General features: G+C 56.3%; 20 protein-coding genes. 17 read left to right on the top strand and 3 right to left on the bottom strand.

Going from position 1 to position 21866, the window contains the following annotated elements:
• Positions 1-195: 195 nt before the first annotated feature.
• From G411_RS0114355 to G411_RS0114320, 9 genes are all read left to right on the top strand, one after another.
• Positions 196-957: an SDR family NAD(P)-dependent oxidoreductase gene (locus tag G411_RS0114355; protein WP_022959911.1), complete on the top strand. Its 762-nt coding sequence runs from the start codon at positions 196-198 to the stop codon at positions 955-957.
• 15 nt (positions 958-972) lie between these two features.
• Positions 973-2121 carry an acyl-CoA dehydrogenase family protein gene (locus G411_RS0114350; protein ID WP_022959910.1) on the top strand — a complete coding sequence of 383 codons (1149 nt, stop codon included), beginning with the start codon at positions 973-975 and terminating at the stop codon, positions 2119-2121.
• A 38-nt stretch (positions 2122-2159) separates the two neighbouring features.
• Positions 2160-3338: a thiolase family protein gene (locus tag G411_RS0114345; RefSeq protein WP_022959909.1), complete on the top strand. Its 1179-nt coding sequence runs from the start codon at positions 2160-2162 to the stop codon at positions 3336-3338.
• Between the two features lie 561 nt (positions 3339-3899).
• The gene (locus G411_RS22170) at positions 3900-4217 is read left to right on the top strand and encodes a hypothetical protein (protein ID WP_157581339.1); all 318 of its coding nucleotides are present in this window, start codon (positions 3900-3902) and stop codon (positions 4215-4217) included.
• 501 nt (positions 4218-4718) lie between these two features.
• On the top strand, positions 4719-5306 hold the full coding sequence (locus G411_RS0114340; protein ID WP_022959908.1) for a hypothetical protein: 588 nt from the start codon (positions 4719-4721) through the stop codon (positions 5304-5306).
• A 588-nt stretch (positions 5307-5894) separates the two neighbouring features.
• The gene (locus G411_RS21610; RefSeq protein WP_157581337.1) at positions 5895-6437 is read left to right on the top strand and encodes a hypothetical protein; all 543 of its coding nucleotides are present in this window, start codon (positions 5895-5897) and stop codon (positions 6435-6437) included.
• A gap of 113 nt (positions 6438-6550) precedes the next feature.
• Positions 6551-7009, top strand: a complete 459-nt coding sequence (locus G411_RS21605; RefSeq protein WP_022959906.1) for an SRPBCC domain-containing protein — start codon at positions 6551-6553, stop codon at positions 7007-7009.
• A gap of 83 nt (positions 7010-7092) precedes the next feature.
• Complete coding sequence (locus tag G411_RS0114325) at positions 7093-8289, top strand: hypothetical protein (protein ID WP_022959905.1); 1197 nt, start codon at positions 7093-7095, stop codon at positions 8287-8289.
• Positions 8282-8632, top strand: a complete 351-nt coding sequence (locus G411_RS0114320; RefSeq protein ID WP_022959904.1) for a hypothetical protein — start codon at positions 8282-8284, stop codon at positions 8630-8632. The genes G411_RS0114325 and G411_RS0114320 overlap by 8 nt, the downstream gene beginning before the upstream one ends.
• Positions 8633-8704: 72 nt before the next feature.
• Here the strand turns inward: G411_RS0114320 and G411_RS0114315 are convergent, their stop codons facing one another.
• Positions 8705-10147: a M28 family peptidase gene (locus tag G411_RS0114315; protein ID WP_022959903.1), complete on the bottom strand. Its 1443-nt coding sequence runs from the start codon at positions 10145-10147 to the stop codon at positions 8705-8707.
• The gene (locus G411_RS20620) at positions 10147-11421 is read right to left on the bottom strand and encodes a lipase family protein (protein WP_022959902.1); all 1275 of its coding nucleotides are present in this window, start codon (positions 11419-11421) and stop codon (positions 10147-10149) included. The genes G411_RS0114315 and G411_RS20620 overlap by 1 nt, the downstream gene beginning before the upstream one ends.
• 321 nt (positions 11422-11742) lie before the next feature.
• Here G411_RS20620 and G411_RS0114305 point away from each other — a divergent pair, with 321 nt between their 5' ends.
• From G411_RS0114305 to G411_RS0114270, 8 genes are all read left to right on the top strand, one after another.
• Positions 11743-12603, top strand: a complete 861-nt coding sequence (locus G411_RS0114305; RefSeq protein WP_022959901.1) for a helix-turn-helix domain-containing protein — start codon at positions 11743-11745, stop codon at positions 12601-12603.
• An 88-nt stretch (positions 12604-12691) separates the two neighbouring features.
• Entirely contained in the window at positions 12692-13072 is a 381-nt protein-coding gene (locus tag G411_RS0114300) for a diacylglycerol kinase family protein (RefSeq protein WP_028968463.1), read from the top strand.
• Positions 13073-13165: 93 nt separating this feature from the next.
• On the top strand, positions 13166-14785 hold the full coding sequence (locus tag G411_RS0114295) for a BCCT family transporter (protein WP_022959899.1): 1620 nt from the start codon (positions 13166-13168) through the stop codon (positions 14783-14785).
• Entirely contained in the window at positions 14757-15221 is a 465-nt protein-coding gene (locus G411_RS0114290; RefSeq protein WP_022959898.1) for a universal stress protein, read from the top strand. The genes G411_RS0114295 and G411_RS0114290 overlap by 29 nt, the downstream gene beginning before the upstream one ends.
• A 136-nt stretch (positions 15222-15357) precedes the next feature.
• A complete protein-coding gene (locus tag G411_RS0114285; RefSeq protein ID WP_028968462.1) occupies positions 15358-15918 on the top strand; it encodes a hypothetical protein in 561 nt (186 codons plus the stop codon).
• Between the two features lie 250 nt (positions 15919-16168).
• Positions 16169-16882 (top strand): TetR/AcrR family transcriptional regulator, encoded by a 714-nt coding sequence (locus tag G411_RS21600; protein ID WP_022959896.1) that lies wholly within the window; start codon positions 16169-16171, stop codon positions 16880-16882.
• Between the two features lie 167 nt (positions 16883-17049).
• Positions 17050-19281, top strand: a complete 2232-nt coding sequence (locus tag G411_RS20610) for a TonB-dependent receptor (RefSeq protein ID WP_211218353.1) — start codon at positions 17050-17052, stop codon at positions 19279-19281.
• Positions 19281-20819, top strand: coding sequence for a carboxylesterase family protein (locus G411_RS0114270; RefSeq protein WP_022959894.1), 1539 nt, complete (start codon positions 19281-19283; stop codon positions 20817-20819). The genes G411_RS20610 and G411_RS0114270 overlap by 1 nt, the downstream gene beginning before the upstream one ends.
• A gap of 33 nt (positions 20820-20852) precedes the next feature.
• On the opposite strand, the gene G411_RS0114265 is transcribed toward G411_RS0114270, so the two are convergent.
• Positions 20853-21857, bottom strand: coding sequence for an AraC family transcriptional regulator (locus G411_RS0114265; protein ID WP_022959893.1), 1005 nt, complete (start codon positions 21855-21857; stop codon positions 20853-20855).
• Between the last annotated feature and the right edge of the window lie 9 nt (positions 21858-21866).

Genomic DNA, 21866 nt, shown 5'->3' with positions numbered 1-21866 from the left:
GCATTTATGCGACATAGAGGGTATCGCAATGCGGTACGCGGCCGCTACCCCGCGAAAGGGGGAGGGCGCAGTTTTTAACAAAATTCCTGCGGCAATATGTCATGGCTTGCAGATCAGGCCTGAGACACACTCTCTGCCCAATGTTATGACGGTGCACAAAGTCTGCGCCGCAACCACTGCATGGGAGAGAGCAATATGGAAGCCAAGGGCGTAGCAGCCATCGTAACCGGTGGAGCCTCCGGGCTGGGTGAGGGGGCCGCAAGAGCGCTGGCCGCTGCCGGGTGCAAGGTCGCGATTTTTGATCTTCAGGAAGCGCGTGGCCGTGAGGTGGCTGCCGAACTGGGTGGCCTGTTTGTGCGTTGCGATGTGTCCTCAGCCGAGAGCGCCGAAGCCGCTTTCGCCGCCGCGCGCGAGGCCCACGGTCCCTGCGGGATTGCCGTGAACTGCGCGGGGATCGCCCCCGGCTCGCGAATTCTTGGCAAGAACGGCCCCATGCCACTGGAAAACTTCGACAAGGTGATTCAGGTCAATCTGGTCGGCAGCTTTAACATTATGCGTCTGGCGGCCGCCGACATGGCGACCCGCGAGGCCAATGCCGACGGTGAGCGCGGGGTGATTGTCTCCACGGCCTCGGTGGCGGCGTTTGAAGGCCAGATCGGTCAGGTGGCGTACAGTGCTTCCAAAGGCGGCGTGGTCTCGATGACCCTGCAGGCGGCTCGTGAACTGGCGCGCGACGGCATTCGCGTGAATACCATTGCCCCCGGTCTGTTTATGACGCCGATGATGGCGGGCTTTACACAGGAAGTGCAGGACAGCCTCGCCGCCACACTGCCGTTCCCGCAGCGTTTGGGCAAGCCTTCTGAATACGGCCTGCTGGTCGAGCAGATTGTGAAGAACCCCATTCTTAACGGCGAAACCATTCGTCTGGACTGCGCGCTGCGCATGGCGCCCCGCTGATCAGGAGACAAGCCAATGACCGAGGTGAACCGAGAAGAACTGGAGATGTTCCGCGACATGCTGCTCAAAGTCATGGAGGCCGAAGTGGCCCCGCACTATGAGCAGTGGGACGAGCAGGGCATTATGCCCCGCGAACTGTGGAATACCCTGGGCGATGCTGGGCTGCTGTGTGTTGACGTTGACGAAGACAATGGCGGCTGCGGCGTGCCCTTTGAATACTCCACGCTGGTGGCGGGTGAAATTGCCCGTCTTGGCTACGGCGCGCTGGCAACCAATGTGATGGTGCACTCTGATATTGTGGCGCCGTATATCAGCCATCTCGCCAACGAGGAGCAAAAGCAATACTGGCTGCCGAAAATGGTCAGCGGTGAAGTCGTCGGCGCCATCGCCATGACCGAACCGGGCGCGGGCAGCGACCTGCAGGCCATGCGCACCAGCGCCAAAAAAGACGGCGACGACTATATTCTCAACGGCTCCAAAACCTTTATCACCAACGGTCAGCACGCCAATATGGTGATTGTGGCGGCGAAAACCGACCCCAGTGCCGGTGCTCGCGGCATCAGCCTGTTTCTGGTCGATACCTCGCTGCCGGGTTTCCAGCGCGGCCGCAATCTCGGCAAAATCGGTCAGCACTGTGGCGATACCTCGGAGCTGTTCTTCGAAGATGTGCGCCTGCCAGCCTCCGCTTTGCTGGGCAAGGAAGGCGAGGGCTTTGCCTACCTGATGCAGGAGCTGCCCCGCGAACGTCTGGTGATTGGCGTCATCGCCTGTGGCGCCGCGCGCGGCGTACTGGATTTGACCATCGACTACGCCAATGAGCGCGAGCTGTTCGGTCAGAAGCTCAAGCAATTGCAGAACACCCGCTTCCGCATCGCCGAAATGGAAACCGATGCGCAGGTGAATGCCGCCTTTGTTGAACAGTGCGTGCAGCGTTACAAGCGCGGCGAACTGGATGCGGCGACTGCCTCCATGGCTAAATTCAGTGCCACCGAAATGCAGTGCCGGGTGGCCGACGGCTGTCTGCAACTGTTCGGTGGCTATGGTTATACCACCGAGTATCCGGTTTCCCGTGCCTTCACCGATGCCCGAGTACAGCGCATTTACGGCGGCACCTCGGAAGTGATGAAAGAAGTTATTGCGCGTTCTCTGCTGGGCCGAGGCTGAGCGGGCAATCCAATACGGAAAGAAAAGGAGTCATTAACATGACCGAGAACGTCGTTATTCTGGGCGCCGCCCGCACCGCCATGGGCGGCCTGATGGGCAGCCTGAGCACCGTACCGTCGCCGCAACTGGGTGCGGCGAGCATCGCCGCCGCCGTGCAGCGCGCCGGGCTGAAACCCGAACAGGTACAGGAAGTGATTATGGGCTGCGTATTGCCCGCCGGCTTGGGGCAAGCACCTGCCAGACAGGCCTCGCGCGGCGCCGGTCTGCCCGACGCCACGCCCTGTACTACCGTCAACAAAATGTGCGGCTCGGGGATGCAGGCGGTGATTGCGGCCCACGATTCTATTAAAGCGGGCAGCAACGGCGTAATGGTGGCCGGTGGGATGGAGAACATGAGTCTGGCGCCCTACCTGTTGCCCAAAGCCCGCGCCGGTATGCGTATGGGCCATGGCGAAGTTCTCGATTCCATGTTGTTCGACGGCCTGCAGGATGCCTACGAAGGCGGACTGATGGGCGTCTTCGCCCAGCGCAGCGCCGACGACTACCAGATCAGCCGCGAGACCATGGACGACTTTGCCATCGCCTCGCTGAGCAAAGCCGTTAGCGCGATGGAAAGCGGTGCCTTCGACGAGGAAATCGTCCCGGTAACCGTGTCCGGTCGCGGTGGCGACACCGTTGTCAGCGCCGACGAACAGCCGCCCAAGGCCAAGCCGGAAAAAATTCCCAGCCTCAAACCCGCCTTCGCCAAAGACGGCAGCGTGACCGCCGCCAACTCCAGCTCCATCAGTGATGGTGCCTCGGCACTGGTATTGGCCTCAGAAAGCGCGGCCACGGCGGCGGGCGCCACGCCCATTGCGCGTATCGTTGCTCACGCCAGCCACGCCCAATTGCCCGCCGAGTTCACTCTGGCGCCCATTGGCGCGATCAACAAAGTGCTCGAGAAGGCGGGGTGGAGCAAAGACGACGTCGACCTCTTCGAAATCAACGAAGCCTTCGCCGTGGTGACCCTGCTGGCGATACAGGAACTGGGCCTGGACGCTGACAAAGTCAACGTCCACGGCGGCGCCTGCGCCCTCGGTCACCCCATCGGTTCCTCGGGTTCGCGGATACTCGTCACCCTCATCCATGCCCTCAAACAGCGCGGCCTGAAACGCGGCATCGCCTCGCTGTGCATTGGCGGCGGGGAAGGCACCGCGGTTGCGATAGAGCTGCTCTAAGCTCCATCTATACGGCGGCACGCCAACCGGTATCCCACACCCGAGAAGGCCTCTCATTGAGAGGCCTTTTTTTATGCGCGTATCCATCCCCGTCTGAATGGCGTAATGACAGCCGCTGAAAATCCACTATATTTTTATGACGACAGACTTTATGCTCATTTAACGCGATACACGGATCGCCGTATCGATTCAGCCGCAGTCAGTAACACCGCCACATAGGGAATTGAGGCAGAATGACAAAACGCCTACCTCAAAATTACAGCGCAAGGCCTCGTCTCGGGGCACGTGCTGCTGGTGTCTTCAATAATTTCCCAATGTATTTGGCCGCATTTTTCGAAGCAGCGCGGCGAGCTGCCAGAGTACGCCTCGCTTGTTTGCTGCCGAGAATTTATCGTGGACGTTTCACGGTTTTTCCAGAGTTGAATTTTTGGATGAGGGTCTGCTTGTTTTTCAAAAAGTTGCGATTCTTTTTGTGGTGGGATAGCAGGTTGTCGTGACTTCCCGATAATCATTAAGAGGATCGAGTCCCCATTAACAGGCTGTTATGAGTAAGGATGAGATATGCCGAAAGTGAAACTGCTTTCAAAAGAATTTACATCAGCAAATATTCTTGAAGTTGAAGCTGGCACAAACTGCCCGCAAGGGGGCGATAGTGGTCATGGTGGAAGAACATTACTTCGACTAACTGATCAAGCCAGCACAGATATCCGTGTAAAAGTAGATGGCAAGGAAATAGCTCTCTCAGATTCTGTAGAAATCATACTCGGGGGGGATTGTGAATTTGAAACATTTGTATCGTCGCTTGAATTTGCGGTTAAAGTTTACCGGCAACAATATGAGTTAAATCGTGCTCAAGGAACCAGTGAAGATATTGAGTAATACTTATAACAAGGTGTTGTCGCAGCGCGAAAAAAAAACCGCGCTACCGGGACGCCTCAGCTGGCGCTCCGGCGCCCCAAAAACAGCATTAAAAGGCAGTAGAGAGCAAACGGGTGGTCCCGATTATTCCAATCTTTCGCACCATTTACTCAGATTCTCTGAACTTGGCGGAGTTAATGAGTAACTTCGGGGCGGCAGGCCTTAACCTGCTTGTAGCGACAGGAGAAATCTTATGGCTACTAAAAAGTGCGGAGGGTGCAAAACGCCGCCCAAGGGCAAAAAGACTGTTTCAGTCAAGTCCTATAAGCGGCGCAAGCCCCGTAGTTGCTAGTCTTGAACTAGTGTAATACGGTAATCGGGGTCACCCCTTTGTTCTTTTCGGTCTGAATTATTTTGCCATTTAACAAGTTACCATTATCGCCACGCAAAGGCAGCGCGGCTGGGATGTTGTTTCTAGGGCTCCTCCGCCCCAAAGCAAGGTGTTAACAAGCAGAGAAAATAATGGAACAGTACCTAGGAATATCAGCTGCAATTCTGGGCTCACTTGGTGGCGCAGGTGTGATTGTTGTTGGGCTTTCCAGTTGGCTAGGAAAGGTTTGGGCCACCAGGCTGATGGACAATGAGCGCCACAAGCACGAGCGGGATTTAGAAGCTTTACGAGCTTCGTTAAAAGCTCAGAACGATAAGCAGATGACTGAAATTTCGAGTGATTTCGAGATATTCAAGCAGACCCATTTGCGTGAACACAACGATAAGCTCGCAATATATCGCGCTGCACTCGATACAATCGCTACTATTCTGGCAAAAGTCGAGCTTTTAGTTGTCGGGCAGAGGGGCGAGCTGTCTACTGAAGAAAAAGAGGCATTCGAAAACGACAGGCTGCGGATCTACGGATATCTTGCGATGCTGGCGCCGCAGTCTGTAATGGATGCAAACGATGCTTTCGTTGACCTCTTACTAGGCCTTATTCATGACGGTGATCAAACTAATTGGGAAACAGTCAGAAATTCTGCACTACGTTTGACCAATGCCATGAGGGCTGATATTGGTCTCAATAAAGAACCGGTAGCCTATAACGGTAGCCGCTGAATTTTTTAACCAAGTTAGGCACAGCCAAGTCTTTTCCGTTGCGGCTTCGCCTACACTACAAAGCCGCGCATGCTGGCTGGCGTTAGGACATAAGATGATCGAGAAGTCGCTGCCGTATCTTACTCAGATTGTGTGTATGCCAATTTATATTTATTTCCTGTTTTTCGTGTCATTCCCGATAGGCCCGAGGGGCAGGTGATCATTTATGGTCTAATCACGTTTTCAGCAATTCTGGCAGCTCTTTGTTTCTCCGCAGCGGGAACATATTCTGCTGAATCGAAGAGTAACGTGGCATATCGAGATGCAGGAGGCAGACTATTCGAAGCAACAGTTCTTGGCGCTATCGTATTAGCCGTTAATTATTGCCTATTAATGGAGGGCTCCGGTTTCCCGGATAAATGGCCAAAAATACTAGGTATCTTCGTTAATGGTGCAATAGGGTTGTTATACGGTGTCGGTGTGGCGCACCTTCATATTGGTATTTGGCTCGCGCAGCGACAGCTTGCCAAAATGTCCTAACTAATAGCTGTTTTCGGAGGGTTTTCCGTTGTTTCCCTCCTCTAAAAGTCGCAGAAAATCCATAGCGTTATGATTAAAGGAAAAATGGATTACTCCGTTTACGAAAAGTGGGTAACTAAGAGTTTTCGCTGGATTAGAGAAGAAAGGGACTCTCATATACCTCACCATATTCAAATGCTTGGGATTGTGGACGCTGAGTTAAGAGGGGTTAGAGCCGAAGATATATTCGACTCTTCCGGGAATCCCAAAGAAGATACCGATGGAATCCTTGTTCTCGAAAGGCATCAAATAAAAGCTCATCTTTGGGTGCTAGGAGCATATGAGGTTGTACGTATGATTTCTCAGCGGCTCCGAGAGAATGAGAACCTGGCTCAGCCGCAAAGTATCGAAAAAGTTGCGGAAGTAAAAAAGCTCTTTGAGAGGGTAAGGATTCCCATGGCCAAATTAGAACCAAGCAAGCGTCATGTGAAAACAGATTTTGAAGTAGCATATGCTGGTATGGGGCCGAAAGGCTTGGGCTGGAAAGTCGCACCTGACACGGTTGTATATCAAGAAGAACTATCAGAAAAGTTATATGAACTTTTTACCCTCTTGTGGCCTAGAATGACATGACAAGTTGCTATCGTCGTCGCTACGAGGTCGGGAGGAATCTCTCCCCCAGTATTAGACGCCTATCTCAAATTAGTGGACCTCCCGAGTCATTTATTTCCCACGAGTACCCCCTTATGTTACCCAGCTTCCACTACACCACCGAGCTGCATATCAACGCCGATGCCGAGGCGGTCTATGCCGCGATTGCGGATTTCAACAGTTACTCCCAATGGAATCCCTGGTTGATTAAGGCCAGCGGTGTGTGTGCTGAGGGAGAGCTGGTTGATGTAACCGTACGCCTTGGACGACGGGTGATGTCGGTGCAGCACAAGGTACTGGAGGCTGTGCCGGGCAGACTTCTGCGCTGGTGTGATCTGGGCTGGTTTACCAAGGCCGCTTACGGCGAGCGCTGTCGGACGATTGAGCCACTGGCAACGGGCGGTGTGTGCTACCGAAATGAGCTGCCGGTGACCGGGCCTCTGGCATGGCTGGCGCACTTGTTTACGGGTCGAGCATTGCAGCAGGGTATGCAGGCAGAAAACGAGGCGCTGAGGCGTTTTGTGGAGTCGGGTGGGTCGACTCCAGAGGCTTAGCTTGAGGTTTTATCACTCGGGGCCTGTTCGGTTCTGCTAGGATCATCTGCTGTTGGTGTGGCTTTGAGTGACGTCCCTTAACTATGTTGGATTTTGAGATTTACGCGCCGATCTCGGTGCCGGTGAGCTGGCAGTCGGAGCGGGTGGTGGATAACGATCAACGTTATCGCTTGTTGAAAAAGCGGCTGGCGGAGTTTGCCTCGGTGACGGTCAGCGAGAACCCCTGGCCGATGGGCTATGGCTCGCTTGAACACGATAATTTCCCCCTGATTTATCAGCCTTCGGCGGTGGTGACGATTGCCGGACTGTCGGCTGAGCCGGATGTGCGCGAGGCGTGTTTGTATGTTTACGACAATTGTCTGGCGGTATTGCATGTGCGCCTGTCGGTGGTGGCGGATCTGGCCGAGATTGACGATCTGGAGATTACCCAGCGCATAGAGGCGCTGTCGCAGCAGCATGTGTCTCCCTTGTTGCGGGCCCTGTATCGCGCCAAGCCCGAGGCACCCTTGATTGATCCGCGTGCCTACCGGTTTTTTGACAGCGACGAGGACGCGCTGTGTCACGGCAAGCCGCACTGGGTTGCCAGAATGCTGAGCTGTGCCGATGCCCTTTCGCCCGAGCATTACCTGCCCTGGCTGCAGAGTGTGGACGAGCAAAGCGAATACCTGTTGTTAGGTTCGGGCAACTCCCTGTTGACCGACGCGGCGTATTTTTCGGATGTGCATCGCATTATGGTGGTGGCGCAGTTTCATGCGGCGCTGATGGGGCGTATTGAAGAGATGCTGAAAGAAAACCTGCGCCGCTATAACAGCAACTATTACGAGGAAGGCGAGCACACGCCGTTGAGTGCCTTCTTTGCTAATCAGCAGTACCGCAACGATCACATTGAATACATCAATATTCAGGTGTCGGCGGCGATGGCGGGCGTACAGGGACGGCGGCGCGAGCTGCTGCAACAGTTCAGCGCGGCCTGGGGTTTCGACGCGCAGCGGGAGCGGCTCAGCCAATTGACGACGCTGGCGCAGGCGCGCCTCGACCGTCTGCTGCAAAACAAGCTCCGTCAGCAAAATCGCAGTATTCAAACTCTGCTGGCCTTTCTGGGTTCCCTCGGACTGGTCAGTCTGATCGTGGATTTGATTGCGGTGGGCGGCGAGGTCAGTCATGACGAAACGGTGGGTCTGCTGGATCTGATCCAGGCGGTGTCGGCGGAACACCTGCTGGGCTTTACTGTTATAGTGGTGCTGTTTCTCACTCTGTATTTCTATCGTAATCATGAGTAAGCGCATTCGATTCACCGTGATTTTTTCTGCTCCGGCCTTTCCCTACAAGGCGGTGCTGGATTGGCTTGGCCCCAAATTAGGCGAGGCGTTTTCCGGCGCCTGTTGCGAAGCCATCGACGGCTTTTGGTCGGCAGACGGCGAGGAGGACAAGGCGCAGTTTCTGCCGGGGCAACATGAGGCGGGAATGCGGGTGCTGGTGTCGGTGACCCCCGAGCGGCGCGAGGCCGCGCTGTTTGAGTTACAGACCCTGTTGCAGGCGATGAAAGACGCGCTGGACCTGCCGCTGCAGTGGATTCATGTTGAAGAGGAAGAGGTGATCGCCCGGCATTTCAGGCTGGCGTGAGTCCGAAGCCCCAAGCCGCCATCATCCGCAGGCGACCTGTCAGGGCCGCCCGCGCCATGGCCGTGATGGGGCTTATAGCGGCGAGCGTATCTGCCCTCGCGTCATCGGCAACACATCCAACAGAAAATCCCGGTGTGCTTTCACCGCCCGCGAAAGTTGCTCAGCGGGAATACGGTCGGCAGTGTCTTCCTCGGTGTGGTAGTGCGGCGTTGCCATCGTCAGGTTCACGCTGGGCACCCCGAGTTCACCCATTGCACCTTCCAAATCACCATTCGCGGTCACCGAGGGAACGGTTGGTAACACCACGGTCAGCGGCGTGAATTTAAGAATATGCGGCATAAATTTGCGGATCAGCGCCGGATGCGCGGTGGTGAATAGCGCGCGTTCCTCGTCGCCGGGACGTTCCAGTACCAGCCCGAGCATGTCGATAATGCCGGTGGTGCTGAGGTGCTCTTCACCTTTGGCGGCCAGGTGGTCGAGATTCATAAACAATTCCAGCTCATCGACCCGGTGCTGGTTTTTCTCCAGCCAGTGATTGACGCCGCCGTAGGGATAGCCTGCGTCGTGGCCGGTCACCCCGAGAAACAGCATATCCCGTGGCCGTTCGGCTTGCGGCAGTGCAGCAAAGTATTCCGCCAGTCCGATCAGCCCGGCCACGCCAGTGGCATTGTCCAGGGCACCGGCGAACCAGGCATCGTAGTGGGCGGTGACGAGAATGGTGCCGCTCAACTCTCCCGAGCCGGGCAGGCGACCGATCACATCATGGGTCGTGCCGTTAACGTGTCGGGCGTCGAGCTGCCAGGAAATCGAGCCGCCGTCTCGCGCTGCCCGGCGAAGCCGCGCCAGATCCTGCGCTCCGAGCTGGAAGGCGGGAATGGCGTTGTCGTCCAGCAAGTTGCTGCCGGAACTGGTGGGGCGGATCAGGTTGTCGGGGGCGTCTGAGCTGACAAACATGGCTACCGCGCCCAGCTCGGCGGCCCGGTGATAGGTATTGGGGTAGGTGGCAAAGACGTTGAGCAAGGCCCGCCCGGTGACGACCACGGCTTTACCGCTGATATCGCGAGCCATCAGTTCCAGCTCGGTGCCCAATCCCACATCAACCAGTTCGGCGGTGCCGGTGCCACCACGGGTTGACCACATGGGAAAGCTGTCGATCTCCACGGGAACGCCGTCTTCGATGAGCTGCACCTGCCAGTCATCCAGCTGCCACTTTCGGAAACTGTAGGGATCGATTTCCGTCTCCAGCCCGGCGTCCTCGAGCGCTTTCGCCAGCCACTCGGTGGCCAGACGCTCTTCGGGATAGCCCGCCCAGCGGGGTTCGTAGCTGGTCAGTTCCTGTACCCAGTTGTGCAGGCGTACGGGGTGCATCGGCTCGGTGGGCAGCAGTACATCGCTGCCGCCGCCGTCGTTACCGCCATCGGCAGATTGAGACTGGCTGTCGCCGCCGCAGCCTGCGAGCAGGCTCAGCAGCAGTGACAGCGCGAAAATACGGGGGAGGGTGAGTATGGTGTTCATCAGTAAAATCTCTCGAGAATCCAATCGGCGATGGAGCCAGCGGCCATATCTGCGGTGGGCGAATGGGCGGCGGGCCAGCGGTAGTAATCGATGTCGTAGCCGTTGTCGCGGTAGGTCGCTACCAGTTGTTCGGCATAGGGCAGGTGGGCAACCAGATCGAAAATGCCGACATCAATGCGGATGGGAACATCAAAACGCATGGGTAAATGGCGTACATCGTCGGCCGCCAGTGCGCGGCGTATTTCGGCGGCGGCTTCGTCGCCACGGGGGCCTTTGAGCTCGGTAGGGGGCAGGCCGCCCCAGGATTCCGGTCGCGACAAATCGCCGAGGCACAGGCGCTCCAGATCGGGCCAGAGCGCCAGCGCCCGTTCTGACAGGCCACCTTCTTCCAGCAGTAGACGTTTGAAATCGGGGTCGACAGTGGCAATGCCGTGGGCGACCAGCGCGGCCAGGGCGACGGCTTCGTTAATCCCCAGACCGGTGATGGGCAGTGCTTCGGCGATCAATACCAGATTTTCCAGTTGGGTGACCGGGGTGACCGAGACTACACCCGCCAGCGTCAGATCGCGGGCTTCGGGGTGCAGGCGGCTGCCACTGTTGAGGGCGGCTACCCCGCCTTCCGAGTGTCCCGCGGCCACCCAGTAATCGCCCACTTCATCCCAGTGGCCCGCCACCGCCGACGCCATGTCGCGCATGGCCTGCGCCAGTGAGTCGCCGCGAAGATAGGGGTGCGGGCCTGACTCGCCAAGCCCTTCATAATCGGGGCGGGCAACAACCACGCCCCTGCTCAGCAGCTTGCGGGCGATTTCGTCGCCCTGCTGCATTTTCTGCAACTCCGTCGAGTCGGCAGAGGCGTGGGAGGGGGCGCAGGCATCGGCGGCGCCGGTCGTCATGTGCCCGTAGATCACCAGCGGCCATTCACCCTCGGCGAATTGCGGCTGCTCGGGGAGCATCACCAGGCCTGATGCCAACGCGGGATTACCCAATACATCCACGGTGGTGTAGCGCACGAACAGCGTACGCGCCGCGCCGTCGAGGTGGAGGAAATCGTCGGCTTCGTGGGTTTCGACGAGGGTGCCGGGCTCATAAAATTGCCAGCCTTTGGCCGACACCGGCGGCACTTCCGCCTGGGGAGTATCGGGAATCAATGGCGGCGGGCCTTCCCGGTCGGGCTCCGATGGTGAGGGGGTCGTATCGTTGCCTGCGGCTCCGCCACCGCCGCCACCGCAGGCGGCCAGCAGCAGAAACAGGCTGATAATAAGCTGCTTGTTCATGGTCTCTCCTGTCACACAATCGCCCGCTGCAAGGTTTTACAGGCGAGCGCCACCCGCGACGCATAGCGCCGATGTGCGATGTCGGGTGTATCAAGGGGGCGCGTTAGCGCGGTCTTATTGCTGTGGCATGTTGCCGCTTATGGCGCGACGGATAATCTTTGCCACACCGCCGCGTGAGCGGCTGAAAAGACGGGGATGAATGGATTCTCTCTCATCATTTTTTATGGTCTCGGGCATCTTTTTATAATGTTGCCTACGGTACCGCCTCAACGTAGTATCCCGCTTGTATGAAATGACGGTCTTTGTATAAAGCTGGCGTCGATGGCTTCATCCCAAAACAATAATAACGACAAGATTGCGCACCCCGCGGAAGCGGGCGTTACGATCTATTACTGGTCGTGCAGCCTGGTGTTGCTCGCGCCGTCGCTGTTGCTGGACCGTCCCGCCAGCCCGCTCTGCGCCACCCTCAGAATTGCCTGTAACAAGCCCTATACGATTGAAGTGGAGGGTAAAACTCTTCAAACCCGCGCCTCGCTGGTCGCCCCCCGTGCCGGGCGTAAACGCGTCACGGCGGTGAACAGTGATATCGCGCTGTTTTATATTCCCATCGATATGCCCGAGTACGCCGCGCTGAAGAAAAAGCTCGGTAAACAGAAGATTATTGATTTGCCCTTTGAAGATGTAGCGGCGTTTGTGCCCACCATCAGAAAAGCCATGGTAGAGACGCTGTCACCGGAAGCCATCAAAGGGCTACTTAATGATGTGGTTAGGGCGATTACCGGCGAGACCGGTGAGGTCAGCGTGCCCCTGGATAATCGCATTGTTCGGGCCAGAGAAATTCTCGACAACACGCCGCTGAATGAAGTCCGGCTGGAGTCACTGGCCGAGCAGGTGCATCTGTCGCCGTCGCGGCTGCGAGAGCTGTTCAAAAAGCAGACGGGATTCACCATTGGTCAATACGCTCGCTGGCGCGCGGTGTGGCGGGCCTCGTTACTTTGGCAGCGCGGTTTGAAATTTACCGACCTCGCGCTGGAGGCCGGTTTTCACGATCTGGCGCATGTCGACCGGGCATTCACAGAAATCTTCGGGATGAATCCCTCGAAGGTAATTGATGCGGCGTTTGTGCGGCTGGTGAACTGTGAAACCGACGACGATACACCGCGAGAACATACGGCTTCCTGAGTCGCCGCGACAATGTAGCAAGCCCTCGTATTGCAAGGCACTGTTATTGGCGTAAAAATCTTAGCTTCTTCTCAGGGTGATACCGTCAATGGAAAAGCCTTTTTCTCTCGCAGAGAGAGTGCGCAGTTTCCGCTATGCCTTCAGCGGTCTTGCTGAGCTGCTGCGCAGTCAGCACAACGCCCGTGTTCATCTCTTTGCGTCCCTGCTGGTGGTCATCGTCGGCCTGAGCCTTGGCGTGACGCGTATGGAGTGGAGCGCGCTGCTGTTGGCGATGATGCTGGTCTGGATTGCCGAGGCGTTGAATACCGCGCTGGAATTTCTCTGCGACCTTGTCTCTACTGAGTTTCACCCTCTGATCAAAAAATCCAAAGATGTGGCCGCGGCGGCGGTGTTAATCAGCGCGATGGGCGCAGTGATGATCGCGGCGCTGATTTTTGTCCCTTATCTGCGGGCATACGTATTGACTTAGCACGTTGAATTAGCACAAGCAGCCAGACTTTCCTTGCACTCTCAGCCGCAGCCGGTAGGGTGGTGGCGCACGGAGTGGAAAAGGGAGGCGGTTGTGCTGGAGAGACTGCAACGCCAATTGGGGCTGCAGACGATACCGGGGGTGTTTTTTACCTCGGCGGGAATTGCGGTGTTGTTTGCCAGCGTGGCGGTGGTTTACGGCAATGAACTTGCCGGGTACTTTGGTCTGCTTTCCGGCTGGGTGGCGCAAAACCTCGGCTGGTTTTATATCTTTTCGGTCAGCGCGCTGCTGGTTTTTTTACTTGGACTGGCGGTGAGCCGTTATGGAAATATCCGTCTGGGCGCGGATGACAGTCGCCCCGATTACTCGAACCTGACCTGGTTCACTATGTTGTTTGCCGCCGGGATCGGCACCATCCTGATGTTCTGGGGGGTGGCAGAACCGGTTTCCCATTTTGCGCACCCGCCCTTTGACGGTGTCGCGCCGCGCTCCGGAGAGGCGGCGGGCGATGCCATGACCATTGCCCTTTATCACTTTGGTTTGCATACCTGGACGATCTTTGCCATGCCGGGATTGGCGATTGGCTATTTTGCCTATCGGCATAATCTGCCGATGCGGGTCAGCAGCCTTTTTTATCCTATTCTCGGCGAGCGCACCTTCGGGCCGGCGGGCTGGGCGATTGATGTGATCGCGGTACTTGGCACCCTGTTTGGGGTGGCAACGTCGCTGGGGCTGGGCACCTTGCAGCTGAACAGCGGCCTGCGCTATCTGTTCGGCGTGCCTGTCGACGGGCGGGTGCAGGTCATACTTATTGTGGTGATTACCAGCATAGCGGCCACTTCGGTGGCGCTTGGGTTGGAGAAAGGCGTGCGGAGGCTATCGCAGCTCAATGTGCTGTTGGCGATTGCCCTGCTGGGTTTTGTGCTTGCGGTTGGCCCCTCGGTCTTTATTGCCGAGGGCATGGTGCAAAGTGTGGGCGACTACCTTAACGCCTTGCCGTGGCTGTCGTTCTGGACCGAGACTTTCAACGATTCCGATTGGCAGCGGCGCTGGACATTGTTCTACTGGGCCTGGACGATTTCCTGGGCGCCGTATGTGGGTATTTTTATTGCGCGAATTTCCAGAGGGCGCACCATCCGCGAGTTTGTTGCCGGTGTGCTGTTTGCACCTACTGCTTTCACCTTGATTTGGTTTGGCATATTTGGACTGTCGGCGATCCATGTGGAAATGGATGGGCAAATCGCCTTGGCCGCTCAGGTGGAACAGGACCCGTCTGTTGCCATTTTTGCTTTTCTTGAGACATTTCCGCTGGCGACGTTTTCCTCGGCGCTGAGCGTGGTCATCGTTGTTATTTTCTTTACTACATCCTCGGACTCTGCCTCGCTGGTCATCGACATGTTAACCCGCCGCGACGACCAGCCTTCACTGGTGCGCCAGCGCATTTTCTGGGCCGCGGCCCAGGGTGTGATTGCCGCAACGCTGCTGTTGGCCGGGGGGCTAGACGCTTTGCAGAATGTGATTACCGCACTGGGACTGCCATTCTGTATTTTGTTGGTCTTCATGGCGGTAGCGCTATTCAGGGCGCTGCGTGCTGATTACCGTGGCTATAGCATGGAGGAGCTGGTCAGGGGCCGTGCTTTTCCAGAAGTGGTGGCCGAGACTGAACCCAAACAGGAGAACGACTATGTATCGGAAACTGTTGATCGCCATTGATCCGGAGGACGACGGCGAGGCAAAACGGGCGCTGGAGGCCGCAATGACGCTGCTCGAAGAAGACGGGGAATTACACCTAGCCAGCGCTTACAGCCCCGGGGGTGGCGGGTTTTTCCCCCATGTCACCGAGGAGGCGCCAGAGGAGAAAGAAGCCGAAGTGCGAAGCACCCTGGATTTACTGGTGCGTAAATACCTGCCCTTAAATCGTAGTGCCAGCCTGCACGTGCTGGCGGGCAGTGCTGGTGAAAAACTGGTTTATCTTGCCGGGCAGCTCGGTGCAGACCTGATCATGCTGGTTTCTCGCGGCACCAGTGCACACTGGCCGCTGCGCAAAGCGACCGTGGAATACGTTTCTGTTAATGCGCCCTGTGCGGTTATTGTGCTGCCTTCTGTTCAGAAAGCAGAGCCGCCAGCTGCCGACGATGCGGCAGAGTGATCCTGCTCTGTTACGTGTCTTCAAATCCCGCGCATAGGGCACGATTTTTGACAGAATTTTGACCTGACTCGGCATATTCTGACGTTATGCGACGCTACTGGCGCCGCTGTAGCCGATTGCCGAGCAGGGGAGTGTTATGAGGGGCTTATCACCGGGATTGCAGCGTCTTGCCGTGTTCACGGCGGGCGTGATGGCTGTGTCGGCCGCCTATTATCTCTATGCCTATTTTCACTACGCTCCGGTGAAAGAGAACGAGACCTTCCTCGAGGAAATGGGCGAGGCTTATGGTGAGCTGGGCCTGTGGTTGCTTTGCGTTATCTATCTTCGTACAGCAGCAAAGCTGGTGCTGGGTAAAGGCGCTATCGCCCGGCGACTACTGCCCGACTACTCCCTCCCGGTGAGCTTAAGTCCGCTGGACCGGGTCATCCGTCTATTGGATCGTACACATGTCTACGTGGGTATTATCGCCGTGGCGGTGATTCTGCTACACATTGCGCTAATGGGTGTACCCATGGAAATACTGTTTTTCCCCGCGGTGCTGGCGCTGGTGGTGTGGCAGGGTTTATTTGGGTGGTTTATCACTTGGCGATACACTCCCGCGCAAATCAGAAAATTCTCCTACCTTGTTCATGCCCAACTATTCACCGGCATCATGATCGGCATTTTCGCCTACCTGGGACATCTGTTGATCGATTAGACGGCTTGGTGAATATGCCGAGTAGCCGTTGACTGCAGGCGAATTCAAACCGGCGCCCCCCCCATCTTTGATATTTATTAATTCATTGATTTTAATCTATTTATTCTAATTTTTCTGATGATGATATGGCGCCCGCCGGAGAGGGCAGTCATTGCTCAACGGCAGGGAGAAATGTTGCCACCTATTTACAACCATGTGGTTATATAGTTAATATCCACATGGTTATTAATTTCGGGGTGGCAGAGAAGCGATGTCTTCAAACGATAACGTGCGGCAGCAGGTGGTCGGCAGACCGAAGAAAGTCAGTCGGCAGCAAATTGTCTCGGCGGCGCTGGCAGTGATGGAAAAGGACGGCTTTGCGTCGTTGAGCCTGCGCGCATTGGCCCGGGAGCTGGGGATTAATCACGCGACCCTATACAACTACATCGAAAACATTGAAGAGGTTGAACGCGAAGCGCTCGATGCGTTGAGGATGCGTATTCCCATGCCGGACCGGACGCGGCCGGAGCCGGTTCGCCAGCAGCTGATTGAGCACTTGCTGGCAGTGCATAAAACCCAAGTTCTGTACCCCAAGTTCTGTTTTGCTCCGCCGGGAACGCCAACCTGGCGGATTCATATGACCGCGCTGGCCAGTGTTCTCGATAGTTGCAGTGAGTCTGAGGAGCAGATTGAGGACATCACCATTGCCTACAACACGCTTATCTCGCTGGTGGCGCGGAACGCGGAACGCTCGCGGGTAACCGGCAATGAGGCGCCAGTGGCGACCGATCTCAAAATTCTCGAAACACTGCCGGACAACGAATTCCAGATGATGATTCGTCCTCACTTGCGGCCGGGCGGGGCGTCTAAAAAGCTAACGTCTTTCGTCTTCCGTCTGGACTATCTGATCAGCAATTTGATGCCCGGTGTTGCGGCCGTCGATACCAGCATTCTTCAAGCCCTTGAGCAGGAGTTCGGCCGGTAAACAGCACTTCTGCTCAGTAATTTCTAAAAATAATAAGTTAGTAAAGGTGTGTCATGAATTTTCGTGCGTCTGTAATTTTTATAATTGCGGTGGGCCGGGCTGGCCTCGGATTTGCTGAGAGCGATCTGCTTGAGCCTTCCACCTCCAATGCGTCCCCTTCATCCAAAATGAGCGTGCTGGAAGAGGTTTTTGTCACCGCGACAAAGCGCGACAAATCTCTGCGCGATTTGCCTGCATCGGTATCTGCCTTTGACGGCGGCGACCTGGAAGAAAAGGCAATACTCAGCATTAATGAGGTGCTGGAGCAAACCCCGGGAGTGACGGCAAACGCCGCCCGCCCGGGGGATCAGCGAATCGTGATGAGGGGGATATCAACCGGTTCTTCATTCTCCAGTGTGGTGCCCCAACCGGTAGGAATTTTTATCGGGGATACTGCGCTGAACGAGCCATATGCGGCCAGTGTTACGCCTGATCTGTCGGCATTTGATCTAGCCTCGGTGGAAATCCTGAAAGGCCCCCAGGGGACCTTGTTCGGCGGGGCGGCGTTGTCAGGTGTGCTGAGATACAAGCTGAATGCCCCTTCGCCGGATCAGTGGGAGCTGCGTTATTTTGCCCAGAATGTGCGTCCTGATGACGGCTCCGATGCGCTGACCCAGGGCCTGGTGGTCAATGTCCCGATCCTCGGTGAGGGCGGTGATCTCGGATTGCGCGTAGGTATGATCCGCCGCGAATACCCCGGCATTATTGATAATGTACGTAGCGGGCAAGAGCAAAAAAATGTCAACGAGGGGGAGGGCGACCAGGTTCGGGCGGCCCTGCTGTGGCAGCCCAGCGATGCACTGCAAATGAAATTGTCCTATTTGGAACAGGACTATGATGCCGATAATTCGCTGTTTATCTCCGATAACAGAGGCGGCCCACGGCAAACCAAGGGATCGCTGTTGCCCTGGCCGAGCCAGCATCGTTTTGGTCTGTACAATTTTGAAGTGCAGTACGACTGGGAAGACATGAGCTTGGTGTCGTCCAGTTCGCGAACAGAAAAGGAGCGGATGAGTATTATCGACTCCTACGGTGCACTGCTTGGTATGCCGCCTGACTCGGCACCGGATGCCCTTGCGATTCCTTACAAAACAGATCAGGAGTCGACGTCGTTTCAGCAGGAAATACGTTTGCAGTCGCTCAATAATGCCGATTTCGAATGGTTGGTGGGCGTGTATTACCTGCGCTCGCCGATACGCTACGACCTGAAGTTGAATCTGCAGGCGCTGAATCTTTCATCGTGGGTATTGAACAATACTCTTCAGAACCTGTTCGACGCATTGGGTGACTCGAGTATCACTGCGTTGCTGGATCAGTTACTTGACCCACTGTTTCCGGCCAATAACAACGTGGACTGTGAGCTGGCAGTGCTGTGTGCTGAAACCAAGGCGCTGGCCAAGGAAAAGGCGGTTTTCTTCGATACGACCTGGTACTTGGGTAGCCGTTTGGAGCTTTCTGCGGGAGCGAGGATTTATGAAACGTCGGTGGATGGTGGCTTTGTCGGCGAAGGTCTAGTGGTCCGTCTGATTAACAATGGCGTCTCGCCAGCAGACTTCAGAGCGGATATTACGGAGGACGGTATTAATCCCAAGGTGTCGGCGACTTACCGATTCAACGACGATATTTCGTTTTACGTATTGGCAAACAAAGGTTTCCGCTTTGGCGGGATACAAAATATTCCCGCTGATGAGCTGCAAAATGTACCGGGTACCTACAAGTCGGACTATATCTGGAATTACGAATTTGGCATGCGTACGAGTTGGCTGGATAACCGCCTGGAACTGGACGTAACCGCGTTTCATATCGACTACAACGACGCGCTGGTAACCTTAAAAAATGCGTACAGCATCAATTACTACGACAACGTCGGCAGTGCGGAAAGTGATGGTGTTGAAGCCAATATGCGCTGGCTGACGCCAATCCCGGGTGTGGTGATGACGTTGAATTGGGGGACTGCCAATGCACACACGAAAGAAGATTTTATGGCAGGGCAGGATTTGGTGGCTAGCGGCACCCCGCTGCCGGGCTCCGCAGACTACCAGTACAGTGCCAATCTGGCCTTTTTTGGCTCACCTGACTGGCTGGTCAATGTGTCTGCTTACGTGGGATATAACTATGTGGGCAAGACCTACAGCGATATGAAAAGCAATGAAACCATTAACGATTACGGCACCTATAACCTTGGGATGAATATGTCGATTCCCTCTGTATCCGGTAGGCCGAGCCTGGCACTGAGTGTCACGAATCTGACCGATGAAACCGCCGAGGTCGGTTTGATACCTGGTGCATCGGGCAATGATTTCTATGTGCTAAATTCCCCAAGAACCCTAACTGCCCGATTAAGCTTGGAGTTTGACTGATGAGAATAATGGCTCTTTTACTGCTTGCTGTTATTTCATCGCTGGCTGATGCCCGGGTGGTTGAGATCCGTTCCGGCAAGATAGAGGGAACAACCAACAACGGTGTAGAGCGCTACATGGGCGTGCCCTACGCCGCCCCGCCGGTGGGTGAGCGACGCTGGCGCGCGCCGGTTCCGACCGAGCACTGGTCTGGGGTGAGGCCCGCACAGCAGGCGGCCAATGCCTGTGCGCAAATCGGGAATTTCTATGCCAGTGCAGACGAAACCACGTTTGAAAACGTCTACGGTTCGGAAGACTGTTTATACCTGAACGTGTGGGCGCCTGAGCCTGACGGTCAACGTCGTCCGGTATTGCTGTTTTTCCATGGGGGGTCTGGCATCTTCGGTAACTCGGCGTATCTCGCCTACGATGGCGAGCGTTTGGCCCGCGAACTCGACGCGGTGGTAGTGACCGCAAACTATCGGCTGGGCGTGTTGGGCTCACTGCAAAGCCCGGCCTTGCAGACCGGCGACCCGGCGGAAGACTCCGGCAGTTTTTATCTTCTGGATATGATCCGAGCGATCGAATGGCTGCACGAAAACTGTAAAGCATTCGCCTGCGATGAAAGCCGTCTGACTATTGCCGGGCAGTCCGCTGGGGCAGTAGCCGTGCTGGCGCTGCTGCGGTCGCCGCTGGCAGAGGGCAAGTTTCAGGGGGCGATCAGTTTTTCCGGCATACCCTTTTCCTCCTCATCCGATAAAGCCCGAAAGCGAACAGAAGGTTTTTTATCACAGCTACTCATCGATAACGGCGATGCTGAAAACCATCGCGCGGCCGCGAAACAGCTCAAGGGGATGTCACCTCAGGCGCTACGGCAATACCTCTATAGCCAGCCCAAGGAGGCGCTGCTGCAGGCTTCCGGCTATGGGCTGTCGCCTCTCGCGGTTGCCGATGGTCATGTGCTGATGAGTAAGGATAAGCCCAATAGAATCACCGCGGACACAGTGAGTCATGTGCCCCTGATGATCGGCAAGGTCCACAATGAAATGAGTACCCTGACCAGAATAAGGGGCAAAGGGCGCAGTCCGGATAAGCTGTGGCCGCTGTTTAATGGTGAGCCCAGGGATGAAACCGTGAATCAGGCGTTAGGATTGTGGCACGGACCAATGCGCAATATTCGCATAGCCATTGCAGAAAACATGGTGCGCAAGACCCTTCGTCGTATTGAGGACGGCTACGCCGAAACCCTCCCTGCCGTCTATGTATACCGCTTCGTATGGGAAAACTATCCGAATCCCTGGAAAGTCGATTTCGGTGCGTTTCACAGTCTGGATATCCCGTTCATCTTCGGGAATTTCATTAATGACCGAGAGATGTATATGCGATTTGCCTGGACGCCGGAGAACCGGCGGGAGCGAGAAGCCTTGCATAAGGTCATGGCAACTAGGCTCAAGGCATTTGTGCATACCGGTGACCCGAATCGCGCTGATTCCAACTTGCCGTACTGGCAAGCGAGGGGCAGCGGTGACTACACCGAATGTTGGGGCTGTGGGGAGTAAATCTGCGGGGGGCGACGAGGCGGTGCTGGCCGCTCAATGGTCCTGCTTGCGGTAACTCAGCGGGCTGAGTCCGGTCCAGTTTTTAAAGGCGCGGGAGAAGGCCCCCGGCTCGGCAAAGCCCAGTCGGGTGGAGATATCGGCGACGCTGAGGTTTTGTTTGGTGAGCATGACAATGGCCTGATCGCGGCGCAGATTGTCTTTGATCTTCTGGTAGGAGTTCCCTTCTGACTTGAGCTTGCGGCACAGGGTGTAAGACGTCATGTGCATATGCTCGGCGACCCAGGCGAGAGTGGGCAGCCGGGCTTCGTCCTGAGCTTCCAGCAATTGCCGAATCTGTGTGCTGAGGCTGTTGTCCTCGTCGGTCCAGATCAGCAGGTCGCGGGGCGAGTTGAGCACGAACTCATTGATCTCTGCGGCGCTGCGAGTCACCGGCATGCTCATGTAGTTCTTGCTGAAGAACAGGCTGTTACGCTCCCGGTCGAAGTGGCATTCGCAGGGAAATACAAAGCGGTATTCATCGAAATGTGAGGGCAGGCTGTGCTGGAAGGTCGCCTGGCTGAGTACGATTTTGCGACCGATCATCCAGCCGATCAGTCGGTGCCAGACCATCAGCAGCCACTCCACGAGAAAGCTGTCGGGATCGAGTTCGGGGTGTCGGTGTTCCAGACTCAGCTCTACCTCGTCGTCGTGGTAGCGCAGGGAGAAACGCAGGTCGTCAGAAAACAGGCCGTAGGCGCGAATGCTCTGGCGCAGCACCTCGCTCATATTGGGCGCGTGGACGACCAGTGCGCCCATCAAATGAAAGTGGCCGACGCGGCAGGGGTGGCTGCTGCGGCCCATAAATTCGTCGTCGAGGACTTTCCAGCAGAGCCGGAACAGACGAATAAACTGGTCGGTGGGAATCCGCGCTTTGGGCTGATGCAGCAATTGCGGGTCGATACCGCGCTCCCGCAACAGGCTGTCGCAGTCGAGGCCGCGCTGTGCCATGCCCCAGACAACGGCGCGAGCGTAGTGCGATGAGAAGGTGAGATGCTTCATGAACCCGGC

It is taken from the genome of Spongiibacter tropicus DSM 19543 (assembly GCF_000420325.1).
Taxonomy (GTDB): Bacteria; Pseudomonadota; Gammaproteobacteria; order Pseudomonadales; family Spongiibacteraceae; genus Spongiibacter; species Spongiibacter tropicus.
This window is presented reverse-complemented; position numbering and strand designations above follow the sequence as displayed.